The sequence below is a fragment of the Magnetospirillum sp. WYHS-4 genome (genome assembly GCA_039908345.1).
Taxonomy (GTDB): Bacteria; Pseudomonadota; Alphaproteobacteria; order Rhodospirillales; family GLO-3; genus JAMOBD01.
In genome coordinates this window covers 23710-43527 of record JAMOBD010000007.1, presented here as the reverse complement: position 1 = coordinate 43527, position 19818 = coordinate 23710, and the positions used below count along the sequence as shown (strand labels likewise).

General features: G+C 65.2%; 18 protein-coding genes. 7 read left to right on the top strand and 11 right to left on the bottom strand.

What is annotated here, in order from left to right; all coding sequences use genetic code 11:
- Positions 1-375, bottom strand: coding sequence for a cereblon family protein (locus H7841_03890; GenBank protein MEO5336027.1), 375 nt, complete (start codon positions 373-375; stop codon positions 1-3).
- A 13-nt stretch (positions 376-388) separates the two neighbouring features.
- Between H7841_03890 and H7841_03885 the strand changes: the two genes are divergently transcribed.
- A complete protein-coding gene (locus H7841_03885) occupies positions 389-1432 on the top strand; it encodes a methyltransferase domain-containing protein (protein MEO5336026.1) in 1044 nt (347 codons plus the stop codon).
- Between the two features lie 61 nt (positions 1433-1493).
- On the opposite strand, the gene H7841_03880 is transcribed toward H7841_03885, so the two are convergent.
- A complete protein-coding gene (locus H7841_03880; GenBank protein ID MEO5336025.1) occupies positions 1494-1922 on the bottom strand; it encodes a helix-turn-helix domain-containing protein in 429 nt (142 codons plus the stop codon).
- A 387-nt stretch (positions 1923-2309) separates the two neighbouring features.
- Positions 2310-2882, bottom strand: a complete 573-nt coding sequence (locus H7841_03875) for a Uma2 family endonuclease (protein ID MEO5336024.1) — start codon at positions 2880-2882, stop codon at positions 2310-2312.
- Positions 2883-3448: 566 nt separating this feature from the next.
- Here H7841_03875 and H7841_03870 point away from each other — a divergent pair.
- On the top strand, positions 3449-5119 hold the full coding sequence (locus H7841_03870; protein MEO5336023.1) for a tail fiber protein: 1671 nt from the start codon (positions 3449-3451) through the stop codon (positions 5117-5119).
- A 363-nt stretch (positions 5120-5482) separates the two neighbouring features.
- Positions 5483-6511 carry an SGNH/GDSL hydrolase family protein gene (locus tag H7841_03865; protein ID MEO5336022.1) on the top strand — a complete coding sequence of 343 codons (1029 nt, stop codon included), beginning with the start codon at positions 5483-5485 and terminating at the stop codon, positions 6509-6511.
- On the opposite strand, the gene H7841_03860 is transcribed toward H7841_03865, so the two are convergent.
- The 4 genes from H7841_03860 to acnA form a co-directional block, all read right to left on the bottom strand.
- Complete coding sequence (locus tag H7841_03860; protein ID MEO5336021.1) at positions 6483-8768, bottom strand: tetratricopeptide repeat protein; 2286 nt, start codon at positions 8766-8768, stop codon at positions 6483-6485. The two genes, H7841_03865 and H7841_03860, sit on opposite strands and share 29 nt — an antisense overlap.
- Positions 8765-9205, bottom strand: coding sequence for a putative toxin-antitoxin system toxin component, PIN family (locus H7841_03855; protein ID MEO5336020.1), 441 nt, complete (start codon positions 9203-9205; stop codon positions 8765-8767). Before H7841_03855 ends, H7841_03860 begins: the two co-directional genes overlap by 4 nt.
- A gap of 7 nt (positions 9206-9212) precedes the next feature.
- The gene (locus tag H7841_03850; GenBank protein MEO5336019.1) at positions 9213-9476 is read right to left on the bottom strand and encodes a hypothetical protein; all 264 of its coding nucleotides are present in this window, start codon (positions 9474-9476) and stop codon (positions 9213-9215) included.
- 88 nt (positions 9477-9564) lie between these two features.
- Positions 9565-12231 (bottom strand): aconitate hydratase AcnA, encoded by a 2667-nt coding sequence (acnA, locus tag H7841_03845; GenBank protein ID MEO5336018.1) that lies wholly within the window; start codon positions 12229-12231, stop codon positions 9565-9567.
- A 207-nt stretch (positions 12232-12438) separates the two neighbouring features.
- Between acnA and H7841_03840 the strand changes: the two genes are divergently transcribed.
- From H7841_03840 to H7841_03830, 3 genes are read left to right on the top strand one after another with little or no spacing between them, the layout of a single operon-like run.
- Positions 12439-12708 carry a hypothetical protein gene (locus tag H7841_03840; protein ID MEO5336017.1) on the top strand — a complete coding sequence of 90 codons (270 nt, stop codon included), beginning with the start codon at positions 12439-12441 and terminating at the stop codon, positions 12706-12708.
- Between the two features lie 25 nt (positions 12709-12733).
- The gene (locus tag H7841_03835; protein MEO5336016.1) at positions 12734-14752 is read left to right on the top strand and encodes a hypothetical protein; all 2019 of its coding nucleotides are present in this window, start codon (positions 12734-12736) and stop codon (positions 14750-14752) included.
- On the top strand, positions 14742-14873 hold the full coding sequence (locus H7841_03830; protein ID MEO5336015.1) for an LPXTG cell wall anchor domain-containing protein: 132 nt from the start codon (positions 14742-14744) through the stop codon (positions 14871-14873). Before H7841_03835 ends, H7841_03830 begins: the two co-directional genes overlap by 11 nt.
- A 2-nt stretch (positions 14874-14875) precedes the next feature.
- Here the strand turns inward: H7841_03830 and H7841_03825 are convergent, their stop codons facing one another.
- From H7841_03825 to H7841_03810, 4 genes are read right to left on the bottom strand one after another with little or no spacing between them, the layout of a single operon-like run.
- Positions 14876-15673: an ABC transporter permease gene (locus H7841_03825; GenBank protein MEO5336014.1), complete on the bottom strand. Its 798-nt coding sequence runs from the start codon at positions 15671-15673 to the stop codon at positions 14876-14878.
- Positions 15670-16428: an ABC transporter ATP-binding protein gene (locus tag H7841_03820; protein MEO5336013.1), complete on the bottom strand. Its 759-nt coding sequence runs from the start codon at positions 16426-16428 to the stop codon at positions 15670-15672. Before H7841_03820 ends, H7841_03825 begins: the two co-directional genes overlap by 4 nt.
- Positions 16428-17738 (bottom strand): hypothetical protein, encoded by a 1311-nt coding sequence (locus tag H7841_03815; protein ID MEO5336012.1) that lies wholly within the window; start codon positions 17736-17738, stop codon positions 16428-16430. The genes H7841_03820 and H7841_03815 overlap by 1 nt, the downstream gene beginning before the upstream one ends.
- A 3-nt stretch (positions 17739-17741) precedes the next feature.
- Entirely contained in the window at positions 17742-19013 is a 1272-nt protein-coding gene (locus H7841_03810) for a hypothetical protein (protein ID MEO5336011.1), read from the bottom strand.
- Positions 19014-19068: 55 nt separating this feature from the next.
- On the opposite strand from H7841_03810, the gene H7841_03805 reads away from it, so the two are divergent.
- On the top strand, positions 19069-19818 hold the full coding sequence (locus H7841_03805) for a serine/threonine protein phosphatase (protein ID MEO5336010.1): 750 nt from the start codon (positions 19069-19071) through the stop codon (positions 19816-19818).

The window sequence follows — 19818 nt, the reverse complement described above, 5'->3', positions numbered from 1 at the left end:
TCAGGGGCGCCCCGGAGTGGCGGTCAGCTTCCCCAGGATCAGAGCGAAAAAGGCTGGCGGCTCGCCGACACCGGTGAACAGCCAGCCCAGGTGCTCACGGCAGCCGCCGCAGACCGCGATGCGCCAACGATAGCCGCGAAACCAAGTGAACCGGGTGCTCGGCTCGCCCTGGGGAGAGGCGCCCGGCGCCTCGCGAAAGCAGCCGATGCGGAACACCATCCCGGCCGGGTTGAAGAAGGTGTGCTCGTGGTCCTCCTGGACCGTGACGCGCCAGCGCCCACGCGTGACTTCCCGGCCACAGGCGGCACAGTAAAGGCGCTCCTCCCGTTCGTCTGTGGCTGTTTCCGGGGCGGGTTTGGCGCTAAAGTCGAACATCGGAGGTGCCTTCATGCTCGAACAGGTAAAAGTCTACTACGGCAAGGTGCTGCAGGGTACGAAGGATCTGAAGACCGACGCCTGCTGCACCCCAACGGCGCTGCCCGCTCACCTCAGGCCCGTGATGGCCGACATCCATCCCGAGGTCCAGGCCCGGTATTACGGCTGCGGCTTGGTGATGCCGCCCTCGCTGGAGGGGGCGAGCATTCTCGATCTGGGCTGCGGGGCGGGGCGGGACTGTTACGCCCTGGCCCGTCTGGTGGGGCCGAACGGGAGGGTGGTCGGCGTCGACATGACCGAGGAACAACTGGAAGTCGCCCGCCGCCACGTCGACTGGCACCGGGAACGCTTCGGCTATGCCGCGGCCAACGTGGATTTCCGCTTCGGCTATATCGAGAAGCTGGATGAACTGGGGATGCCGCCGGCCAGCTTCGACGTCATCGTGTCCAACTGCGTCATCAACCTGTCGCCCGACAAGGCGGCGGTACTGAAGGGCGCCTGGTCGATGCTGAAGGAAGGCGGGGAACTGTACTTTTCCGACGTCTACGCGGACCGGCGGGTGCCGGAAGCGGTGACCCGCGACCCCGTCCTGCACGGCGAATGCCTGGGCGGGGCGCTTTATTGGAACGATTTCCTGGCGCTGGCGCGCCAAGCCGGCTTTGCCGACGCCCGGCTGGTCGAGCACCGGCCGCTCGCCATCACCGAAGCCGAAGTGCTGGAAAAGACCGGGCCGCTACGGTTCTTTTCCGCCACCTACCGGCTGTTCAAGCTGGCGGGCCTGGAAGCGGCCTGCGAGGACTACGGGCAGGCGGTGGTCTACAAGGGCAGCCTGCCCGATCATCCGCACCGATTCGTGCTCGATACCCACCATTGCATCGAGACGGGACGCATATTCCCCGTCTGCGGCAACACCTGGCGCATGCTGCACGACACGCGCTTCCGGCCGCATTTCGAGTTCTTCGGCGATTTCTCCACCCACTACGGCATCTTTCCCGGCTGCGGGACCGCCATGCCCTTCGACGCCCAGCCGGCGCCTACCAGCGGCGGGTGTTGCTGAAACGCAAACGAGACCGCCCGCAAGGACGGTCTCGTCTGATCCCGCGGCGAAATCCGGGCGTCTACTGGACTTCGGCCAGGGTCTTGATGACCTCGAACAACGCCTGGCGCTTTTCCGCGGAATGGATGCGGTAGTAGGCCCGCACCAGTTCCAGGGTCTCGCGCTCCGACAGGCTGTCGTCCTCGGTTTCGACCTTGATGCCGCGGATATCCGGGTCGGCCTTGCGGATTTCGTCGGGCATCTCCTCGAAGAAGTAGGAGATGGGCACATCCAGGATACGGGCGAATTCGTAGAGGCGCGAAGCGCCGATGCGGTTTGCGCCGCGTTCGTACTTCTGGATCTGCTGGAAGGTCAGGCCGACCGCCTTGCCCAGCGCCTCCTGGCTGAGGCCAAGGAGCGTACGGCGGAGACGGACACGGTTGCCGACGTAGACGTCAATCGGACGCGGGCCGTCCTCGGCCACCGTCATACGGCGCTTCTTGCGTTTCATAGCGGGCATCTGCTTCCCACCCTTTCACATCGAATGACCTACACTCACCACGGGCGACGGCTGGCTCCACCGCTCCCCATACTCCTTTCATCTAATCCCTCCTCAGGAATTTCGCAACATGTGGAATGTACACATCATCGTCAAATTTGACCTGCTACGGTTGAGAGATGTCAGTTTGTTCTGATATATAGAATATATTCCGATATGCCGGGGTATATTTGCGACTCCCCGCCACCCGCTGGCTCATGCCGTCGTGACGGCAGGCAGGCCTGATCTTCCGATAAAGCTCCACGGAATACACCCTCCGCCCCCTTCTCTGGAGAAGAAGGGCCATTCAGCCGCCTCCGTGGACTGGTTTTGCTCCGCCGTCTTCACTGCTCCCCCAGATCATTCGGCTTCGAATGCGATGCTTTCATAAATCGCCGCCAGTGGTAGCTCGACTTCGATAGAGGAGAGCCGCAGTACGGCATCCATGCCCTCGATGTCGTTTACCGTCCAACCATCGTCGGCTCGGTGCCAAAGCTCCGCTTTCATCGCCGTCGAGGAAATCAGAACAATTTCCTGAACTGAGGGGATCGTGCGGTAGTCGGGGAGCTTGGTGCCGCGATCGTAGTTCGCTGTGCTTGGCGAAAGGACCTCGACGATCACTTTCGGGTCTGGAACGTGTTTGTCGGATGGCCCCAGGGGGATGCAACTCACCGCCAAGTCAGCCTGATAATATGCATCCGATTTCGCGGAAGGCATGATACCGGCCTCGACATTGACTCCGAAAGGGGGCCTGAGGCGTCCCCCCAGATCACGAGCAAGGTTGGCTACAAGCCTCGTGTGGATGGCGGAAGACGGAGCCATGGCGAAGACCTCGCCGCCCACCAGTTCGTGGCGGGTATCGGTGCCGTCGTCCCAGGCCAGGAACTCTTCCACCGTCATATGTAGTGGCTGCTTCAGTACCGCTTGTGCCATGCCGACGCCTCTCGGAACCATGCCTCACGGACCGGACTATAGCAGATCTCCCCATGGCGAGGGAAAGCGGAAGTCAGAAACCGATCTCCCGGATTAGAACGGCAAGGGTAACAGCCCTGGGGAGGGTGCGGGTTCCGGCCACGGCCGACGAGGCGACGTTGCGTTGGGTCGTCCGGGGTCGGGATCATGGTGGCTATTCGCATCGCATCGCCCTCTATTGGGAGAGCCATCACATGTTGTTGCGCGATCTGGCGGCGGAAATCTTCTGGACCGACATCCTGGCCTGGATGCTGGCCCCCCGGGCCCCATGCCCTCCGGCGCCGACGACCGCCCCTGGCCTGAGACCTTCTGGAATCGCTGATCGCGAGCGGCGACGGCCCCGCCCGCCGCCCATTCTCGGCGCCGGCCTGCGATAGAGGCACGCATAGGTAACCATATATGCGCAATGACACTCGTCATAGCCATGGCGATGCAGCCGCAGATATCTATCGGTACGTCACCTGAAATGCCGGACCGTCCATTCCGGCCCATTCATCCATGAAACAATTCTTTTTTGAGGGCCTGCCATGACCGAATTTCCTACGGATGCCCAGCTTCTCCAGTTTTCCGCCTTCGTCCGCCAACTGGCCGGCGCGGCGCCGGCTTCGGCCGTCGACATCCTGGCCGGGAGCATTACGCCCGACCGGGCTTCCCAGGTCGTCGACACCGAATGCCATCTGCCGGCGGACGAACTCACCCATGTCGATCCCGCCAACCTGCCGGACGGCTCCTTCCTGTTCCTGTCTCCGGCGGATGCCGGGCGCGTCGTCACCGTGAAGAACGCGGCGGGCGGCACCGGGCAGATCCTGCTTGCAAGCGGCGCCGACCTGGTTCTCGATTCGCCCGCCAAGTGGCTGTGGCTGGTGCGCGACGGGACGGCTTGGCGGGAAAAGATGAACGGTCCGCCCACCGGCTATGCCGGCAATCCGCAACTGGCGGCCTTGGCCGCCCTGGCGAGCGCCGCCAACACCCTGCCCTACTTCACCGGACCGGGAACAGCGGCCTTGGCCGACTTCACCGCCTTCGCCCGCGGCCTGCTGGACGACGCCGACGCGACGGCGGCCCGCGCCACCCTGGGCCTGGGGACGGCCGCGACCCTGAACGCCGGCACGGCGCCCGGCAACCTGGTGCAACTGGACGGCAGCGGCGCCCTGCCCGCGGTATCGGCGGCCAATCTCACCAACCTGCCGCCGTCCTACATGACCAATCCGCAACTCGCGGCCATCGCCGGCCTGGTCAGCGCGGCGAACCTGCTGCCCTATTTCACCGGCAGCGGTACGGCGGCGCTGGCCGAAATCACCGCCTTCGCCCGAACCCTGCTGGACGACATCGACGCGGCGGCGGCGCGGGCGACGCTGGGCCTGGGGACGGCGGCCACCCTGAACGCCGGCGCGGCCCCCGGCAACCTGGTGCAACTGGACGGCAGCGGAGCCTTGCCCGGAGTCTCCGCCGCCAACCTCACCAACGTTCCCGGCAACTACACTGCCAACCCGCAACTGGCGGCGCTGGCCGCCTTGGCCAGCGCCGCCGACAAGCTGCCGTACTTCACCGGTTCCGGAACGGCTTCCCTGGCCGATATCACGGCCTTCGCCCGGATGCTGCTGGACGACGCCGACGCGGCGGCGGCCCGTGCCACCTTGGAACTGGGCACGGCATCCACGCTGAACGCGGGCACGGCGGCGGGCAATCTGGTGCAACTGGACGGCAGCGGCGCGCTGCCCGCCGTGTCGGGGGCCAATCTGACCAACCTGCCGAACGCCGGCCTGCCGGCCGGGGCGGTAATGCCCTTCGCCGGCGCCTCCGCCCCCGGCGGCTGGCTGGCCTGCGACGGCACGGCGGTTTCGCGCAGCACCTACGCCTCTCTCTACGCAGTGGTCGGGACGACCTACGGCGCGGGCGACGGCTCCACCACCTTCAACCTGCCCGACCTGCGCGGCCGGACCGTCATCGGCGTAGGGCAGGGTAGCGGCTTGTCCAATCGCACGCTGGCCCAGCAGGTGGGTGCCGAGACGCATACCCTGACCGTAAACGAAATGCCGAATCATAGACATAGTGGAGGCTGTGGCCCTGCACCTTCCGGCGCTGCGGGTGGGGGTGATCCCGACGAACAGGAAGCCAACACTGGTTATAGCGGCGGCGATCAGCCCCACAACAACATGCAACCCAGCATGGCCCTGAATTACATCATCAAGACCTGATGCCGGGACGGGAAGGTCCGCTCAGCGGGCCCCCCAGGGTTATCGGGTGAAGGCGGAGGTTTCGCCAGAACCTGGGGGCGCGGATGTCTCATCCGGCAGGCTGCGGGCCGGAGGCCCGCGCTCCCAGGATGCCTCTGCGGGCGTGATGAACGCGTTCGCTTCTCTTGGGTTCCTTAGGGTCTCTATGGCTTGGCAGGGTATTATGGGATAGAGATTATACGGATGGACGCAGCTTACCGAACATGAAGGAGCCTCATGATTCAAATAAAGGCCGTCGAAACTTCGCTAGGCATGAGGATCGTGTTCTCGACAGTCGCAATCGCTATCGGCCTATCTGTCGGTTTGGCGGCCGTCGAAGTCTTCTTGCGCGCCTTCGACCTCCCGAAGTTCCGCAAGGGCCACACCCTGCCGCCCCAATTCCGGGCCGTTACCCTGGCTGACGGTACCTTGACCTATGTGAACAGCCTGAACAGCGACATCCCCCTTACCTATGACGGCGACCCCCGTGGGTACTTCGGACCCGATATGACCGTCCGACATCACACCAACGGGTCCGGTTTCCGTGGTCCATCGTTTGCCCAGACCAAAAGAGAAGGTGTCCGTCGCGTCGTTATCGTTGGAGACTCCTTCACCTTCGGACAAGGCGTCAAGGACAACGACGTATTCGCCGTTCGCCTGGAACGCCGACTAAACGAAGGAAAGGGAGATCCCTCGTGGGAGGTCGTCAACCTCGGGGTAGGCGGTTACAACACCCGCCAGGAAATCGCATTGCTACGCAACGTCGGGCTCCCCTTGGCTCCCGATGCGGTGATTCTGGGCTATAACGTCAACGATGCCGAGCCGCCGATCTTCGAGTTCGACGTTGCCAAGCGGAAAATGACCCGCCGGAAAGACGCCCCCGTCAGCAATCGCGACGAGCCAAGGCCGCCGGACGCTTTTCCCTACAATCTGCGGGTTGCCCAGGTTCTGTGGAGGATCGCCAGCATCCGGCGTACCCAGGCCAGGACCCTGGAGTATTACGCATCGCTCTATCGCGAGGATGCGGAGGGCTGGAAGGATACCCAGACCAGCCTTGCGGAATTCGGCGAACTTTGCCGGGACGGCAGGTTCACGTGCCTCGCCGTGATCTTTCCCTTGCTGACCGATCTTGACGAACGTTATCCGTTTGGTCACATCCACGCACGGGTTGGCGGCATCCTGTCCGGTGCCGGAATACCCGTAATCGACCTTCTTCCCTTGATGTCCGGCCGGGCCCCTTCCGATCTCTGGGTCCATCCAACCGACCAGCACCCCAACGAAGCGGTCCATGCCCTGGTTGCGGAGGAACTTTTCCAACGCCTTGCCTCGGAACGCGATAGGGAAATCAGGCCTTCCCCGCCGCCCCTTCCATGAAGGCGGCCAGGTCTTCGACGATGCGGCGGTTCTCGAACAGGGCGTCGCGTCGTTCGAGGATTCGGGCGCGCATCGCCCGGTTGCGGTCGGGATCGACACCGAGTCCCACCACCTTCGCCACATAATCCGCTTCGTCTCGGGCGACGAGGTCGCCAACCCTCATCTGCTCGTAAATGGCGGACGACAGGCGCCCTCGGGTGAAGGCACTGGGGAGAGTAACCGCGGGCGCGCCGGCCCAAACCGTTTCCAGGGTCGAATTGCCGCCGCAGAAATGAGGCGTGTCCAATAAAACGTCGGCCGAGGCCGCCACCCCCATGAAGTCGCGGATTGGCATCCGGCGCAGGAAGACGATGCGATCCCGGACATCGGGCAAGGTCCGCGCGAACCGGCCTTCCAGCATCGCTCGCCAGACGGGCGAGGATTCGATCAGCAATATTCGGCCTTTGGAGTCCGCCCGCAGGATGTCCCCCATGACGCTGTCGAAGGACGGATGAAATTTGAACAATGTCTGCAGGCAGGCATAGAGGCGTTCGTCTTCCGGAAGGCCCAAGGCGGCACGGTCGGGCCATGTCTCCGGCTCCGGTCGGTAATAATAGGTGGTGAAATCGCGCAGCCTCACCAAGGTTTCCGTGAAATGAGCCTCATTACCGGCAGGGTCGATGGCCGGACTGGAAAGGAAGTAATCCATGGTGTCCAGTCCCGTCGTCACCGGGTGCCCCCATGTGGTGCACTGCACCGGCGCCAGCCGGGCAAAGGCCAGGAAGTAGGTGAAGGGGTCCATGCCGATGTCGGTATAGAACAGCACGTCCAGGCGTTCCGCTTCAAGGACCCGGCGGGCGTCCGCCAGGGTCTCGGGCAGCGCCACCGTCCGGTCGGACCGCTCGCGGATGAAGGCCCGTACCGGATCGTCCGGGCGGGCGAACAGGAAGGTCGTCACTTCGAAACGGTCGCGCGGCAACTCGGCGACGAAGCCGCGATAAAGCTTGCCGATGGTATGGCTATGGAAATGGCGGGAAACGAAGCCCACTTTCAGGCGCTTGCCCCCGCCGCCCCCCATTTTGCGGGCAGTGTAGGACAAGGACGGGCAGGCCTGGCGGTAGAGACGGGCCAGCTTTTCCTGGAAGGGCCGGTCGTCGCGGCCGTGGTAGGCCAGGTAGAACAGCGGCCCCAGGGCATCGGCGAAGGGATCGTCGATCTTCAGCCGGGTGTCCAGCAGGGCATCGAGGTCGGCATCCAGCCGGGCGCGGACCGCATCGATTTCCGTTTCCGATTGCAGGATGGCAGGCAGGGCGGTGGCCCGGTGCAGGCGAGCCGCATCGTTCCGGTCCGTACCGGCCAGGGCGGCAAAGAGCCGGCAAGCCCGGTCCACGTCGCCCTGGGTCTTGGCAATGCGGCCCAAGGCCAGGGTGACGGCGGGCAGGACCGTGAGGTCGCCATCCTTGGCGGCCAGGGCCTTTTCATAGGCGGCGGCGGCTTCGTCCGTCTTGCCGGCCTCCTGATAGGCGACGCCCAGGGCCTGATGGAAGGCGGCGTTGCCGGGCGCCAGTTCGGCCGCCCTGACGAGGGCGGGAATGGCCTCCGCCCAGACGCTACGGCGCAAAAGGGCGTTCCCTAAGGCATTCCAGGCTTCGGCATGGTCGGGCCGGACGGCGAGCACGGCCCTGAGGTGCTCCTCGGATTCCCGCCCCTTGCCCAGGATGAGTTGGGCCAGGGCCAGGTTGAAGCGGATGTCCGGCTGGCCGGGGGCCAGCTTGAGCGCCTTGCCCAGGACCTTTTCCGCCTCCCCCGCCCGGCCGGTCTGACGCAAAAGGCCGCCCAGGTTGTTGAGGATTTCCACCCCGTTCGGGTCAAGCTTCAGGGCCTTGCGGTAATGGCCGGCGGCCTCGTCCAACTTGCCTTGCGCCTGACAGGCGGCACCCAGGCAGTTGAGGGCGCCGACGTTGCGCCCGTCCAGGGCCAGGGCCCGGCGGGCACTGGCCTCGGCTTCCCCGGGTTTCCCGGCCCGCCGCAGACCTTCCGCCAGGTTGGCATGATAAAGGGCGTTGCCGCCGTCCAGGAGGACGGCGGTTCGCAGGTGCTGCAGGGCCTCCTCGGTCCGGCCCTGCTGCAACAGGGCGACGCCCAGCAGATGCTGGGCGTCGGGATGGCGGGGGGAGGCCCCGAGGACCCGGCGATAGACGGCCTCGGCCTCGCGCAGGCGACCGGCGCGGTGGTATTCGATCCCGGCCGCCGTCAGAGCCTGATCGGATGTGGTCATGGCGGCGCTTCCGGTTGCCCCTGGCTGCAGGCATCGACAAACTGCCGGGGGGGCAGGATGGCGATGCCTCGCCAAGGATGCAAGGCGAGAAGATCCCCGTCTCCGGTGACGATCGCCTGGGCCCTTCTATCCACTGCGAGGTCGAGGAACTTGTTGTCGCGCGGGTCGCGGCAGTCGGTCACGGTCGCGGTCACCGACAGAAAGGTCAGATGCTTGGCTATCATCTCCAAGGAGAGTTGGCGTTCGCGCAAGGAGAGGAATTCCCCAAACCTGGTCCCGGTCAGGGTTTCGGAAAGTTCCCTGAAGGTCGCTTCGGAGGCGATCATTTCGAACTCTCGAACTGCCAAGTCCAGAACCGCCGCCAGCCGCGGCGATGGCCAGACGATCAGGCCTATCCAGACGTTAGTATCGATGACAAGGCGCGGCCGGTGCTGCATGCCGTCGTCAAGCTTCGAGGATGTTCTTGCGCTCTTCCCCGGTCATGTCGAGGATACCTGCCAACTTGTCGGCAGCGAGCCCCCGCGCCTCCATCCTCGCCGCCATCACGCGGGCGAAATCGCGAAGGTCCATATCGTCGCTGAGGGGCGGGTCCTCCGCCGGATTGACATCGGCCGATAGGCGCACGACACCCCGGGACGATACACCCAGGCGCCGCAGCACCCTGGCGGGCAGTTCCTCGGCAGGAATCTCGATGGTTACTTGTGCCATGGCGGCTTCTCCTGGATGGCCGATCCCATTCTACTCCAGCCGCCCGCCGGAGACAAACAGGCCTGTGCGGGCGGGCGAACCGGAAGGGTCAGGACGCCGCCAGGTTGCCCAGCACGTACTGCAGGATGCCGCCGGTGCGGTAGTATTCGATCTCGTCCAGGGTATCGATGCGGCAGAGCACCTGGATTTCCTGCGCCGAGCCATCGGCCCGGCGGATGCGCACCGCGACGTCCTGGCGGGGCTTCAGGGAATCGACGCCCAGGATGTCGAAGGTTTCCGTGCCGTCCAGCTTCAACGTCTTGCGGTCCATGCCGTCCTTGAACTGGAGCGGCAGCACGCCCATGCCGACCAGGTTGGAGCGGTGGATGCGTTCGTAGGTCTCGACGATCACCGCCTTCACCCCCAGCAGCCGGGTGCCCTTGGCCGCCCAGTCGCGCGACGAGCCGGTGCCGTACTCCTTGCCCGCCACCACCACCAGCGGCGTGCCGGCGGCGATGTACTTCATGGCGGCGTCGTAGATGAACATCTCCTCGCCGGAAGGCTGGAAGCGGGTCACGCCCCCTTCGGTGCCGGGCGCCATCTCGTTCCTGATGCGGATGTTGGCGAAGGTGCCGCGCATCATGACTTCGTGGTTGCCGCGCCTGGCGCCATAGGAATTGAAGTCCGCCGCCGCCACGCCGTTGGCGGTCAGGTACGCGCCGCCCGGGCTCTTGGCCTTGATGGAACCGGCCGGCGAGATGTGGTCCGTGGTCACCGAATCCCCCAGGATGGCCAAGGGCCGGGCACCGACGATGTCGCCCTTCTGGGCCGCCATGCCGCCCGCGAAGTAGGGCGGATTCTGGATGTAGGTGGACTTGCCGTCCCAGGCGTAGGTCATGCCCTCGACGGTCTTCACCGCCTGCCAGGCCGCCGGGCCCTTGAACACGTCGGCATAGCGGGCGAGGAACATCTCGCGGGTCACCACGCGGGCCATGGTGTCGCGGATTTCCCGGTCGGTGGGCCAGACGTCCTTCAGGTAGACCGGCTGGCCGTCCTTGCCCATGCCCAGCGGCTCGGTCGTCAGGTCGCGGGTCACGGTGCCGGCCAGGGCGTAGGCCACCACCAACGGCGGCGAGGCCAGGTAGTTGGCCTTCACGTTGGCGTGGATGCGGCCTTCGAAGTTGCGGTTGCCCGACAGCACGGCGGCAGCCACCAGCTTGCCGCCCTCGATGGCCTTGACCAGGGGCTCGGCGATGGGGCCCGAGTTGCCGATGCAGGTGGTGCAGCCGAAGCCGGCGATGTTGAAGCCCAGGCTGTCCAGGTGTTCCTGCAGGCCGGCGGCCTTCAGGTAGTCGGCGACCACCTGGGACCCCGGCGCCAGGGACGACTTCACCCAGGGCTTGCGGCGCAAGCCTTTGGCGGCGGCGTTGCGGGCCAGAAGGCCGGCGGCGATCAGCACGCTGGGATTGGAGGTGTTGGTGCAAGACGTGATGGCGGCGATCACCACGTCGCCGTCGCGCAAGGAGTAGTCGGCGCCTTCCACCTTGGCGGCGCGGGGCGCGTCGGCGTCGGCGATGGACTTGAGCGCCGCCGGGAATTCGCCCGCCACCTTGGACAGCGCGATGCGGTCCTGGGGACGCTTGGGCCCGGCCAGGCTGGGTTCGACGGTGGCCAGGTCCAACTCGATGGTATCGGTGAAGACCGGATCGGGAGTGGAGGCGTCGCGCCACATCCCCTGCGCCTTGGCGTAAGCCTCGACCAGGGCGACGCGGGCCTCGTCGCGCCCCGTGAGCCGCAAGTAGCGGACGGTTTCCGCGTCGATGGGGAAGAAGCCGCAGGTGGCGCCGTATTCGGGCGCCATGTTGGCGATGGTGGCGCGGTCGGTGAGCGACAACGCATCGAGCGCCGGACCGAAGAATTCGACGAACTTGCCGACCACCTTCCTGGCCCGCAGCATTTGGGTCACGGTCAGCACGATATCGGTGGCGGTGATGCCTTCCCTGGGCTTGCCCACCAGCTTCATGCCGACCACTTCGGGGATCAGCATGGACAGCGGCTGGCCCAGCATGGCGGCTTCCGCCTCGATGCCGCCCACGCCCCAGCCCAGCACCGCCAGGCCGTTGACCATGGTGGTATGGCTGTCGGTGCCGACCAGGGTATCGGGATAGGCCAGGTCGCCGTTGGTCCAGACCACCTGCGCCAGGTATTCCACGTTGACCTGATGGCAGATGCCGGTGCCCGGCGGCACGACCCGGAAATTGTCGAAAGCCTTCTGGCCCCAGCGGAGGAATTCATAGCGCTCCCGGTTGCGCTCGAATTCCATCTTCTCGTTCAGGCCTTGCGCCTCGGGGCTGCCGAAATGGTCGATCATCACCGAGTGGTCGATGACCAAGTCCACCGGCGACAGAGGGTTGATCTTCCTGGGATCGCCCTTGGCCGCCACCATGGCGTCGCGCATGGCCGCCAGATCGACCACCGCCGGCACGCCGGTGAAATCCTGCATCAGCACACGGGCCGGGCGATAGGCGATTTCCCGTTCGGCCTTGCCCTTGTTGTCGATCCAGCCGGCCACCGCCCTGACGTCGTCCACGCCGACCGTGCGCCCGTCCTCGAAGCGCAGCATGTTTTCCAGCAGCACCTTCAGCGAGAACGGCAGCCTGTCGATCCCCTCGAGCCCCCCCTTGGCGGCCGCCTCGAGGCTGAAGTATTCGTAGGTCTTGCCGCCCACGTTCAGGGACCGGCGGGTCTTCAGGGTGTCTTGGCCGAACAGGGACACGGGCTTCCTCCTCGAATGGGTAGGTTTGGGGTGGGACCCTCACGGGGCCGAACAGCACCACACTTCCCGGCGGATGTCCAGTCCCCAGGGGGACATCTTGTGGGTTCTCCACGAAAACGCAAGGGGAATGGAGCGGCCGTTGACCGCGCGGCTCCGGTCGGCTACCCATGGCTCCCCTGACACGGCTCGACTTGAGGAGGAAAAGCCATGACCGCGGAAGTCAAAGTGGGCGACGTCGCCATCTCCGAGAACCAGATCCGGGATCTGCTGGCCGGCTATCCGCAAGTGGCGCGCGCCCAGTTGGTGGTCGATACGGACGGCACCGCGACCCTGCTGGCCGAAACCGCGAAGCCGAGCATGGGTTTGGCGCCCTCCCTGAAGGCGGCGATGGCCAACCTGGGGGCGCCGATCAAGGTTTGGTTCGTCAACGACGGCACGATCGCCGCCGATGCCCCAATGGTACTGGAAAAGCGCTGAAAGGCGCGGCGGCGCGGAGAGGGGAATGGCGGCGGACTTCCAGGACCACCTGACCCGTGCGATGGCGCTTCACCGCGCGGGGGATGCCGCGGCTTCCGTCGCCGCCTACGGTGAAGCCCTTCTCGTAAATCCGGAAAATCCGGATGCCTGGTTTCTTCGCGCCCTGGCCCACCTGGACCTGGGGCAGGGGTCGGAATGTCTGGACGATCTGGGCCGGGCCATCGATCTTGCACCTCGCCTCGCCGATTACCGGCTCGTCCGTGCCGAGGTCCTTCTGGCATCGGGGGGACGGATCGAAGACGCCATCGCCGACCTGCGGGCCGCGTTGGCTTTTGCGGCTAATGATCCGCGGGTTCTTGTCGCCTTGGGAAAGGCGGAGAGGTCGCGAGAGGCCTGGGAGGACGCGGAGAAGCACCTGGGTAAAGCCATCTTGCTGTCGCCTGGCGATGCCGATCTTCTCAAAGAATACGGAGAGACGTTGCAGGGTCTTGCCCGCAACTCCGGCGGCGCCGACCGGACCAGGCTGCGGAACGTCTTCCGCCAAGCCATCGTCGTGACGAAGGGCGATCCGCGCGTCGTCGCCGCCAGCGGCGAATTCCTTCTGGGCTGGGCCGAGAGCTTGAGGGAATCCAATGCCGGAGAGGCCTGCCGAAGGGTGGAGGAAGCTCTGAGCCATCCCCTGCCCACGGATTTGACGGCCCGGTGCCGGGAATTTCTGGATTCCCTGGTTCGGGCGCGTCAAGCCGAAACCGGCCGCCTGAGGATGGAAGCCTTTCGGACCCGGATGTCGAAAAGCGTCTGGAATGGCGCCGAACCGCGCGAGGTCGTCGAAGATCGGATCGTCGCCGCGGTGAACCGCCGACGATCCGGATTGGCGCCACCGGACTCCGATGCCTTCGGATCGCCCCCCCGGCCGGCCAAGGTCGAATTCGCCTTCCATCCCTACCTGGGTTATGCCGCAAGGCCCGGCTGGCGCGGGACGACCTATAGGAACAACCACGGCTTTGCGATGGAAAAGCCCTGGTTCGACTACCCCTACAACGGCGAGTCCGGCGACGACATCGTCGTCGCCCTGTTCGGTGGATCGGTCGCCGATCAGTTCTTCGCCCACGAACGAGAAAAAATCCGGGCCCTGGTCGCTTCCATCCTGTCCCCCTTGGGACGACCGGTCACCGTTCTCAACTTCTCCCAGGGCGGCTATGGACAGCCTCAGGCGATGCTCAGCTATTTCTATTTCCGCGCGCTCGGGCAGCGCTTCGACCTGGCCGTCAATATCGACGGCTTCAACGAAGCCATGGGCAAGCGCGCCAACCAGCGCAACGGCCATCATGTCTCGTTGCCCCTATCCTGGATGATGAATAACCTCATGCTCCAGTTCCAGGCCCCCAGCGATGATCCCGAGGTGCTCGCCTTCATGGGCCGGCTGCTGGTGGCCCAGGCAAGGGTGGCCGCCCTGGCGGAGCGCCGGGGGATTGTCGATCGCTGGCGGCTGAAGCGGGCGCGAAGGGAATTGGAGCGTCTGCGCGGCTCCACCCCGGTCATGGCCGGGAATGGAACCCTCGAACCGTTCCTCTTGCCGCGCACCGATCCTGTCGACGATCAGGTCTTCTCCACCTGTCCCCGCGCGGCGCGCGCCCTGGCGGATGAAGTCGTCGACCTTTGGGCCCGCGCCTCCATTCTGCTGGGACGCGGTTGCGCCGCCGACGGCGTCCGATATCTCCACTGTCTGCAGCCCAACCCCTACTTCGGCGGCAAGCCGCGCAGCGAGGAGGAGATGGAACGCTATTATATTCCCGGCTGCGCCGAATACTGGGCCATCGCCCAGACCTATCCCCTGATGCTGGGCCGCGCGGATGAACTGGCGACGAACGGAGTCGACTTCTTCGATCTCACCGGCTGTTTCGACGGCATCGCCGAGACCCTGTCCATCGATGCGGCCTGTCATTTCAATCGGCGCGGCAACGATATCATGTTTGAAGCCCTGCGGCCGAAGCTGGAGGACCTTGCCGGACGCCTGATCGACGGAGGAGAGAATGCCCACTGACTGGATTCTGGGACTGGCCGCCTTGGCAGCGCTCGGCATCGGCGCCTGGATCGCCTACCGTCGCCGTCGGGCCGCCCGCAAGCGGCCGTCCAATCCGGGCGATATCTATCCGGTTTGGTAGCTCTATTCCCCCTGGTGCAGCAATAGCCCGCGGCGCCTGGCGACGTGCACGATGTAAAGGAAGCCGGCTCCGGTGGCGGCCAGGTAGACCAGATTCAAACCCGTCGCGCCCCAGAACAGGTCCCAGCGGAAGACCTGGTCGAACAGCACGGCGCGCATGCCCTCGAAGACGTAGGTGGACGGCAGCGCCCAGGCGTAGGGTTGCAGCCATTGGGGCAGGCTGGCGACCGGATAGTAGATGCCGCTCAGGGGCGCGATGGCGAAGATCGCCACCCAGGCCAGACTTTCCGCCCCCAGACCGAAGCGCAGCACCAGGGCGGACACCATCAGCCCGATGGCCCAGCCCATGACCATCAGGTGGGCGAAGAAGGCAAGCAAGGGCGGCCCCAGGGCGAAGACCCAGACGTCGAACAGCGGCAAGGCCAGCAGCGAGGCGGGCAGGATGCTGATTATCGTGCGCAAAAGGCTCATGGCCGCCAGGGCCGCCACCATCTCGGAAGGCCTGAGGGGGCTGACGAAGAGCTGGGCCAGGTTGCGGGCCCACATCTCCTCCATGAAGGTGAGCGACACCCCGAGGTTGGCGCGGAACAGCACGTCCCACAGCAGCACGGCGCTTATCAGCACGCCGGTCGCCTGCGCCACCCACGAGGAATGCTGGACGAAGAAGGTGGTGATGAAGCCCCAGAGAACCATCTGCACCACCGGCCAGTAGGCCAGTTCCAGCAGCCGCGGCCACGAGGACCGCAGCACGTAAAGATGCCGCAGCATCACCGCCCAGACCCGCCGCCAGGAAAAGGTCATGGCCTTGCCCCCTCGCCCCGGCCTCTCGCGATGTCGAGAAAGACCTCTTCCAGGCTGGAGCGGCCGTAGCGGGCCGCCAGGCCGGCCGACGTTCCTTCGTCGACGATGCGCCCGGCCTTCATCATCAGCACCCGGTCGCAGAGCCGTTCCACCTCGCCCATGTTGTGGGAGGCGAGCAGGATGGTGGCGCCGGACCGGGCCCGCCAGTTCTCCAGATAGCCGCGCACCCAGTCGCCGGTATCGGGGTCCAAGGATGCGGTGGGTTCGTCCAGCAACAGCAATTCCGGTTCGTTGAGCAGGGCCTTGGCGAGGGCGATGCGGGTCTTCTGCCCGGCCGACAGGCTGCCCACCGGACGGTCCAGGAAGGCTTCGATATCCAGGTCGGCGGCCAGGGCTTCGATGCGCCGGCGGACGCCGGATATTTCGTAGAGATGGGCATAGACCGTCAAGTTTTCCCGCACCGTCAGGCGCTGCGGCAGGTCCACGTAGGGCGAGGAGAAATTCATCCGCCCGAGGACGCGATGGCGGTGGCGCAGCATATCCTGGCCCAGCACTTCGATAGTCCCGGAGGAAGGCAGCAGGAGCCCCAGCAGGATGGCCAGGGTCGTGGTCTTGCCCGCCCCGTTGCCGCCCAGCAGGGCGGTGACCGAACCGCGGGCGACGGAAAAGGAAATCCCGTCCACCGCCGCCACCGGCCCGAAACGCTTGACCAGGGCCTCGACGACCACCACGGGGGAAGCGGAACCGACGGTCACTACGACTTGCTCTTCAGCGGGGGATGGCCGGCCGGGGCGCTGCGTTCGATGCGGCGCTTGAGCTTCAGCAGTTCCTTGCGCCGATTGTCCTCGGCGATCAGGTTTTCCACTTGGCGGCCTTGGAAAAGGGCGATGCCGACCCGGCGGCCGAAGTCGATGGCCTCGCGGCTGTCGACCCGGCACATGATGACCCGGTTCTCGCCGATCCTCTTGACGAAAGCCCGCACCCGGTCGTGCATCTCCTCGCCCCGGTCGACCAGTTCGGGGCTCCAGACGATCTTGACCAGATCGACGCCCAGCTTGTCCCGGTCCACCAGTTCCATGGTCTGGTGGTTCAGGCTGTCGACGCAGATGCGATAGCCCTTGTCCTGCACGAATTCGCGCACGAACATGAAGGCGTTGAGATCGGCGAAGATGTCCACCAGTTGCAGTTCGATGATCATGGCGCCGCGCCGGCCGGCCGTGATGTTGTCGTCAAAGGCCAGGAACTCGTTGGACAGCAGGGTCGCGATATTCAAATTGAAGCTGATATCGCCGGTAATCGCGATGCGGTCGGTTTTGCCCAGCATGGACAGCATGCGGCGGTCGAGCGTCTCGGTCAGGTGCTGGAACAGCCACCGGTTGGCGGTCATGTTGACGCCGGGCACCACGGTTTCCCGCAGATCGGCGATGGAAATGAACAGCTCGCTGAAGAAGGGCTGCGGCCGCAGCTTGGCATCGAAGGCACAAACGAACTGGCGGCGCACCAGGTTGGACAGGTCGGCGCTGCCCAGCGACTGCTCGACGCGGGCCAGCACGGCCGGGGTGAGGGGCTCGCCCCGTTCCTGGCGGGCCTTCAGGGAAGCCCGGGTGTCGGAGCGGCGGTCGCGCATGTCCCCGAGCTTCTTGTCCTCGACATCGACCAGGGACTGGACCAGGCGCAGAATGTCCTCGAACTGGGTCGCCACGTCGTACCAAGTGACGAAACGCCGCTCGGAGCTGTCGTCTTCCAGCAACGGATCGTCGCTGAACAGGAACCGAATCTTCTGCACCACCGTCTCGACACGCGGGTGCGCCGATTCCTTGTAAATGAAAATCAGGTCGGCGGTCTTCAGCGAGAAGAGCTGGCCCTCCATTTCCTGCGCCAGGGGCTCGAAGCTGGAGGTGGCGGCACGCACATGCTGTTCGCGGCGATTGAAGGGCTTGAGTCCGGAAATCAGGATCAACACCGCCTTGCGGCCGTCCTTCTGCTTCTCCAGGCGGCGCAGGTAGTCGAGCAGGAGATTTTCCTGGCTGGGCAGATGGCTCTGGACATTGGGCGGCAATGCCATGGCTCAGCCTCCTCCCGCCAGGATGCCCTTGGCGACCATGCGTTCCACCAGGGTATCCACGTAATAGCCCTGGAAGCGCTGGATACCGAGCCCCAGGCCCCAGCGCACCGCAATCTCGGAATCGACGCGGCCCAGCACCATACGATCCCGCCCGATGCGATTCACCAAGTCGCGCATTTCGTCGGCGCGGTCGCCGCCGGCCTCGCCGGCGAACTCGGGTCCCCAGGCGATCTTGACGTAGTCGGCCTTGAGCAGGCTGGGATCGAAGAACTGCAAGGTGAGCGGCGTGATGCCGTCGATCAGCACGCGGTAGCCCCGCGCTTGCAGGGATTCGCGGGCGAAGTGGAACAAGCCGAGATCGGCGAAGATGTCGGTCAATTGGATTTCGATCACCACCTTGGTGGCATGATCGGCAACCGTCTTGTGGAAATGGTTGAATTCCTGGGACAGCACGGTGGCGATGTTCAGGTTGATGCTGACCGAGTCCCGGGCCTTCGAGAAATCCCGCCGCCCGATGATGACCAGCATACGTTTGTCCACCGTCTCGGTCAGGTAGTGGAACAGCCAGGTCGAACTGAACAGGTTGACGTTCTGCGCCACCCGCCCCTGCAGGTCGGCCATGGAAACGAAGTATTCGCGGAAGAGGATCTCGCCCTGGTTGGGCGGCAGGATGCGCATGGCCGGCTGCTGGCGGATCAGGTCCGATAGCCGGGTGGCCAGGAGTTCCTGGTTGATGGCGGCCAGATTCTTGGGCGTCAGCGGCTCCCCGGTCATGCCGCGGTTGTTGTCGGCGGCCTTTTCGGCGCGCTCTTGTTCCTTGCGCAGCGCCTCGGCTTTGGCGGCGATGTCGGCGATGGCTTCCTTGAAGTTGGCGAAATCCTCTTCCTGCGCCAAATCGTACCAAGTGGAGAAATGGTCTTCCAACGACCCTTCCTCGCAGCCGGCCAGCGGGTCTTCGCTGAACAGGCTGCGGACCTTGACCATCACCTGATCGACCTCATCGACGGGAACGTCGCGGCAGGACAACACCAAGTCCTGGTTGGACAGGCGGAACAGCGTGGCGTCGTAGGAGTGCTCCAGGGGCTCGAAGGCGCGACGGGCCACCCGGATGAAATGGGGTTTGCGGTTGCTCGACTTCAGGTCGGAAAGATGGATCTGCACGGCGAACAGGCCGGCCCGCAGGTCGCCTTGGCGGCGCAGGTGTTCGAGCAGAAGATTCTCCTCGCCCCCCTGGGGGTCCGTGCCGAGCAGGCTGCCGGGAACCGCTATGGCCATTCGAACTTTCCGATTTGGGTTGTCGCCTTTGCCCGCCCCCATCATATTCACAGTCATGGTCGGGACTCAACTCGCCCCTCCCCTGCCGCCCCGGATTTCGCCGGGACGGCGCGTCTACGCGGTCGGCGACATTCATGGACGAGCCGACCTGTTGCGCCGGTTGCTGGACCGAATCGCCGCCGATGCGGGCGATTCCCCCGATCTCAGGCACGTTCTGGTGTTTCTGGGGGATTATGTGGACCGGGGGCCGGAATCGGCGAAGGTGATCGATCTTCTTCTCGAAGGCCCGCCGTCGGGATTCGACATCGTCTACCTGAGAGGAAACCACGAACAATTCCTGGTCGACTTCCTCGACCTGGGAGTGGCCGGCGAAACGTGGTTGGCCAACGGGGGGCGAGCGACGATCGAGAGTTACGGCCTCGACGCCACAGCGGTGCTCTTCGGCCGGACCAGTCTGGCGGATCTTCGCGAAAGCCTTCGGGACGCCCTGCCGGCCAGCCACCGCGCCTTTCTGGACGCCTTGAAGCTGTATCATGAGGAGAGCGGTTACCTGTTCGTCCATGCCGGGATACGGCCGGGCGCGACCTTGGCCGACCAGGTGCCGGCCGACCTGCTTTGGATACGTGGCCCTTTCCTGATGTCGACCCAGGATTTCGGGCGGGTCGTGGTGCATGGCCACACCGTGGAACCCGAACCCGCCATCCTCCGCAACCGAATCGGCATCGACACCGGCGCCTACCGCAGCGGCCGCCTGACCTGCCTGGTGCTGGAGGGGGAGATCCGGCGGGTGCTGTCCACGCTGTAA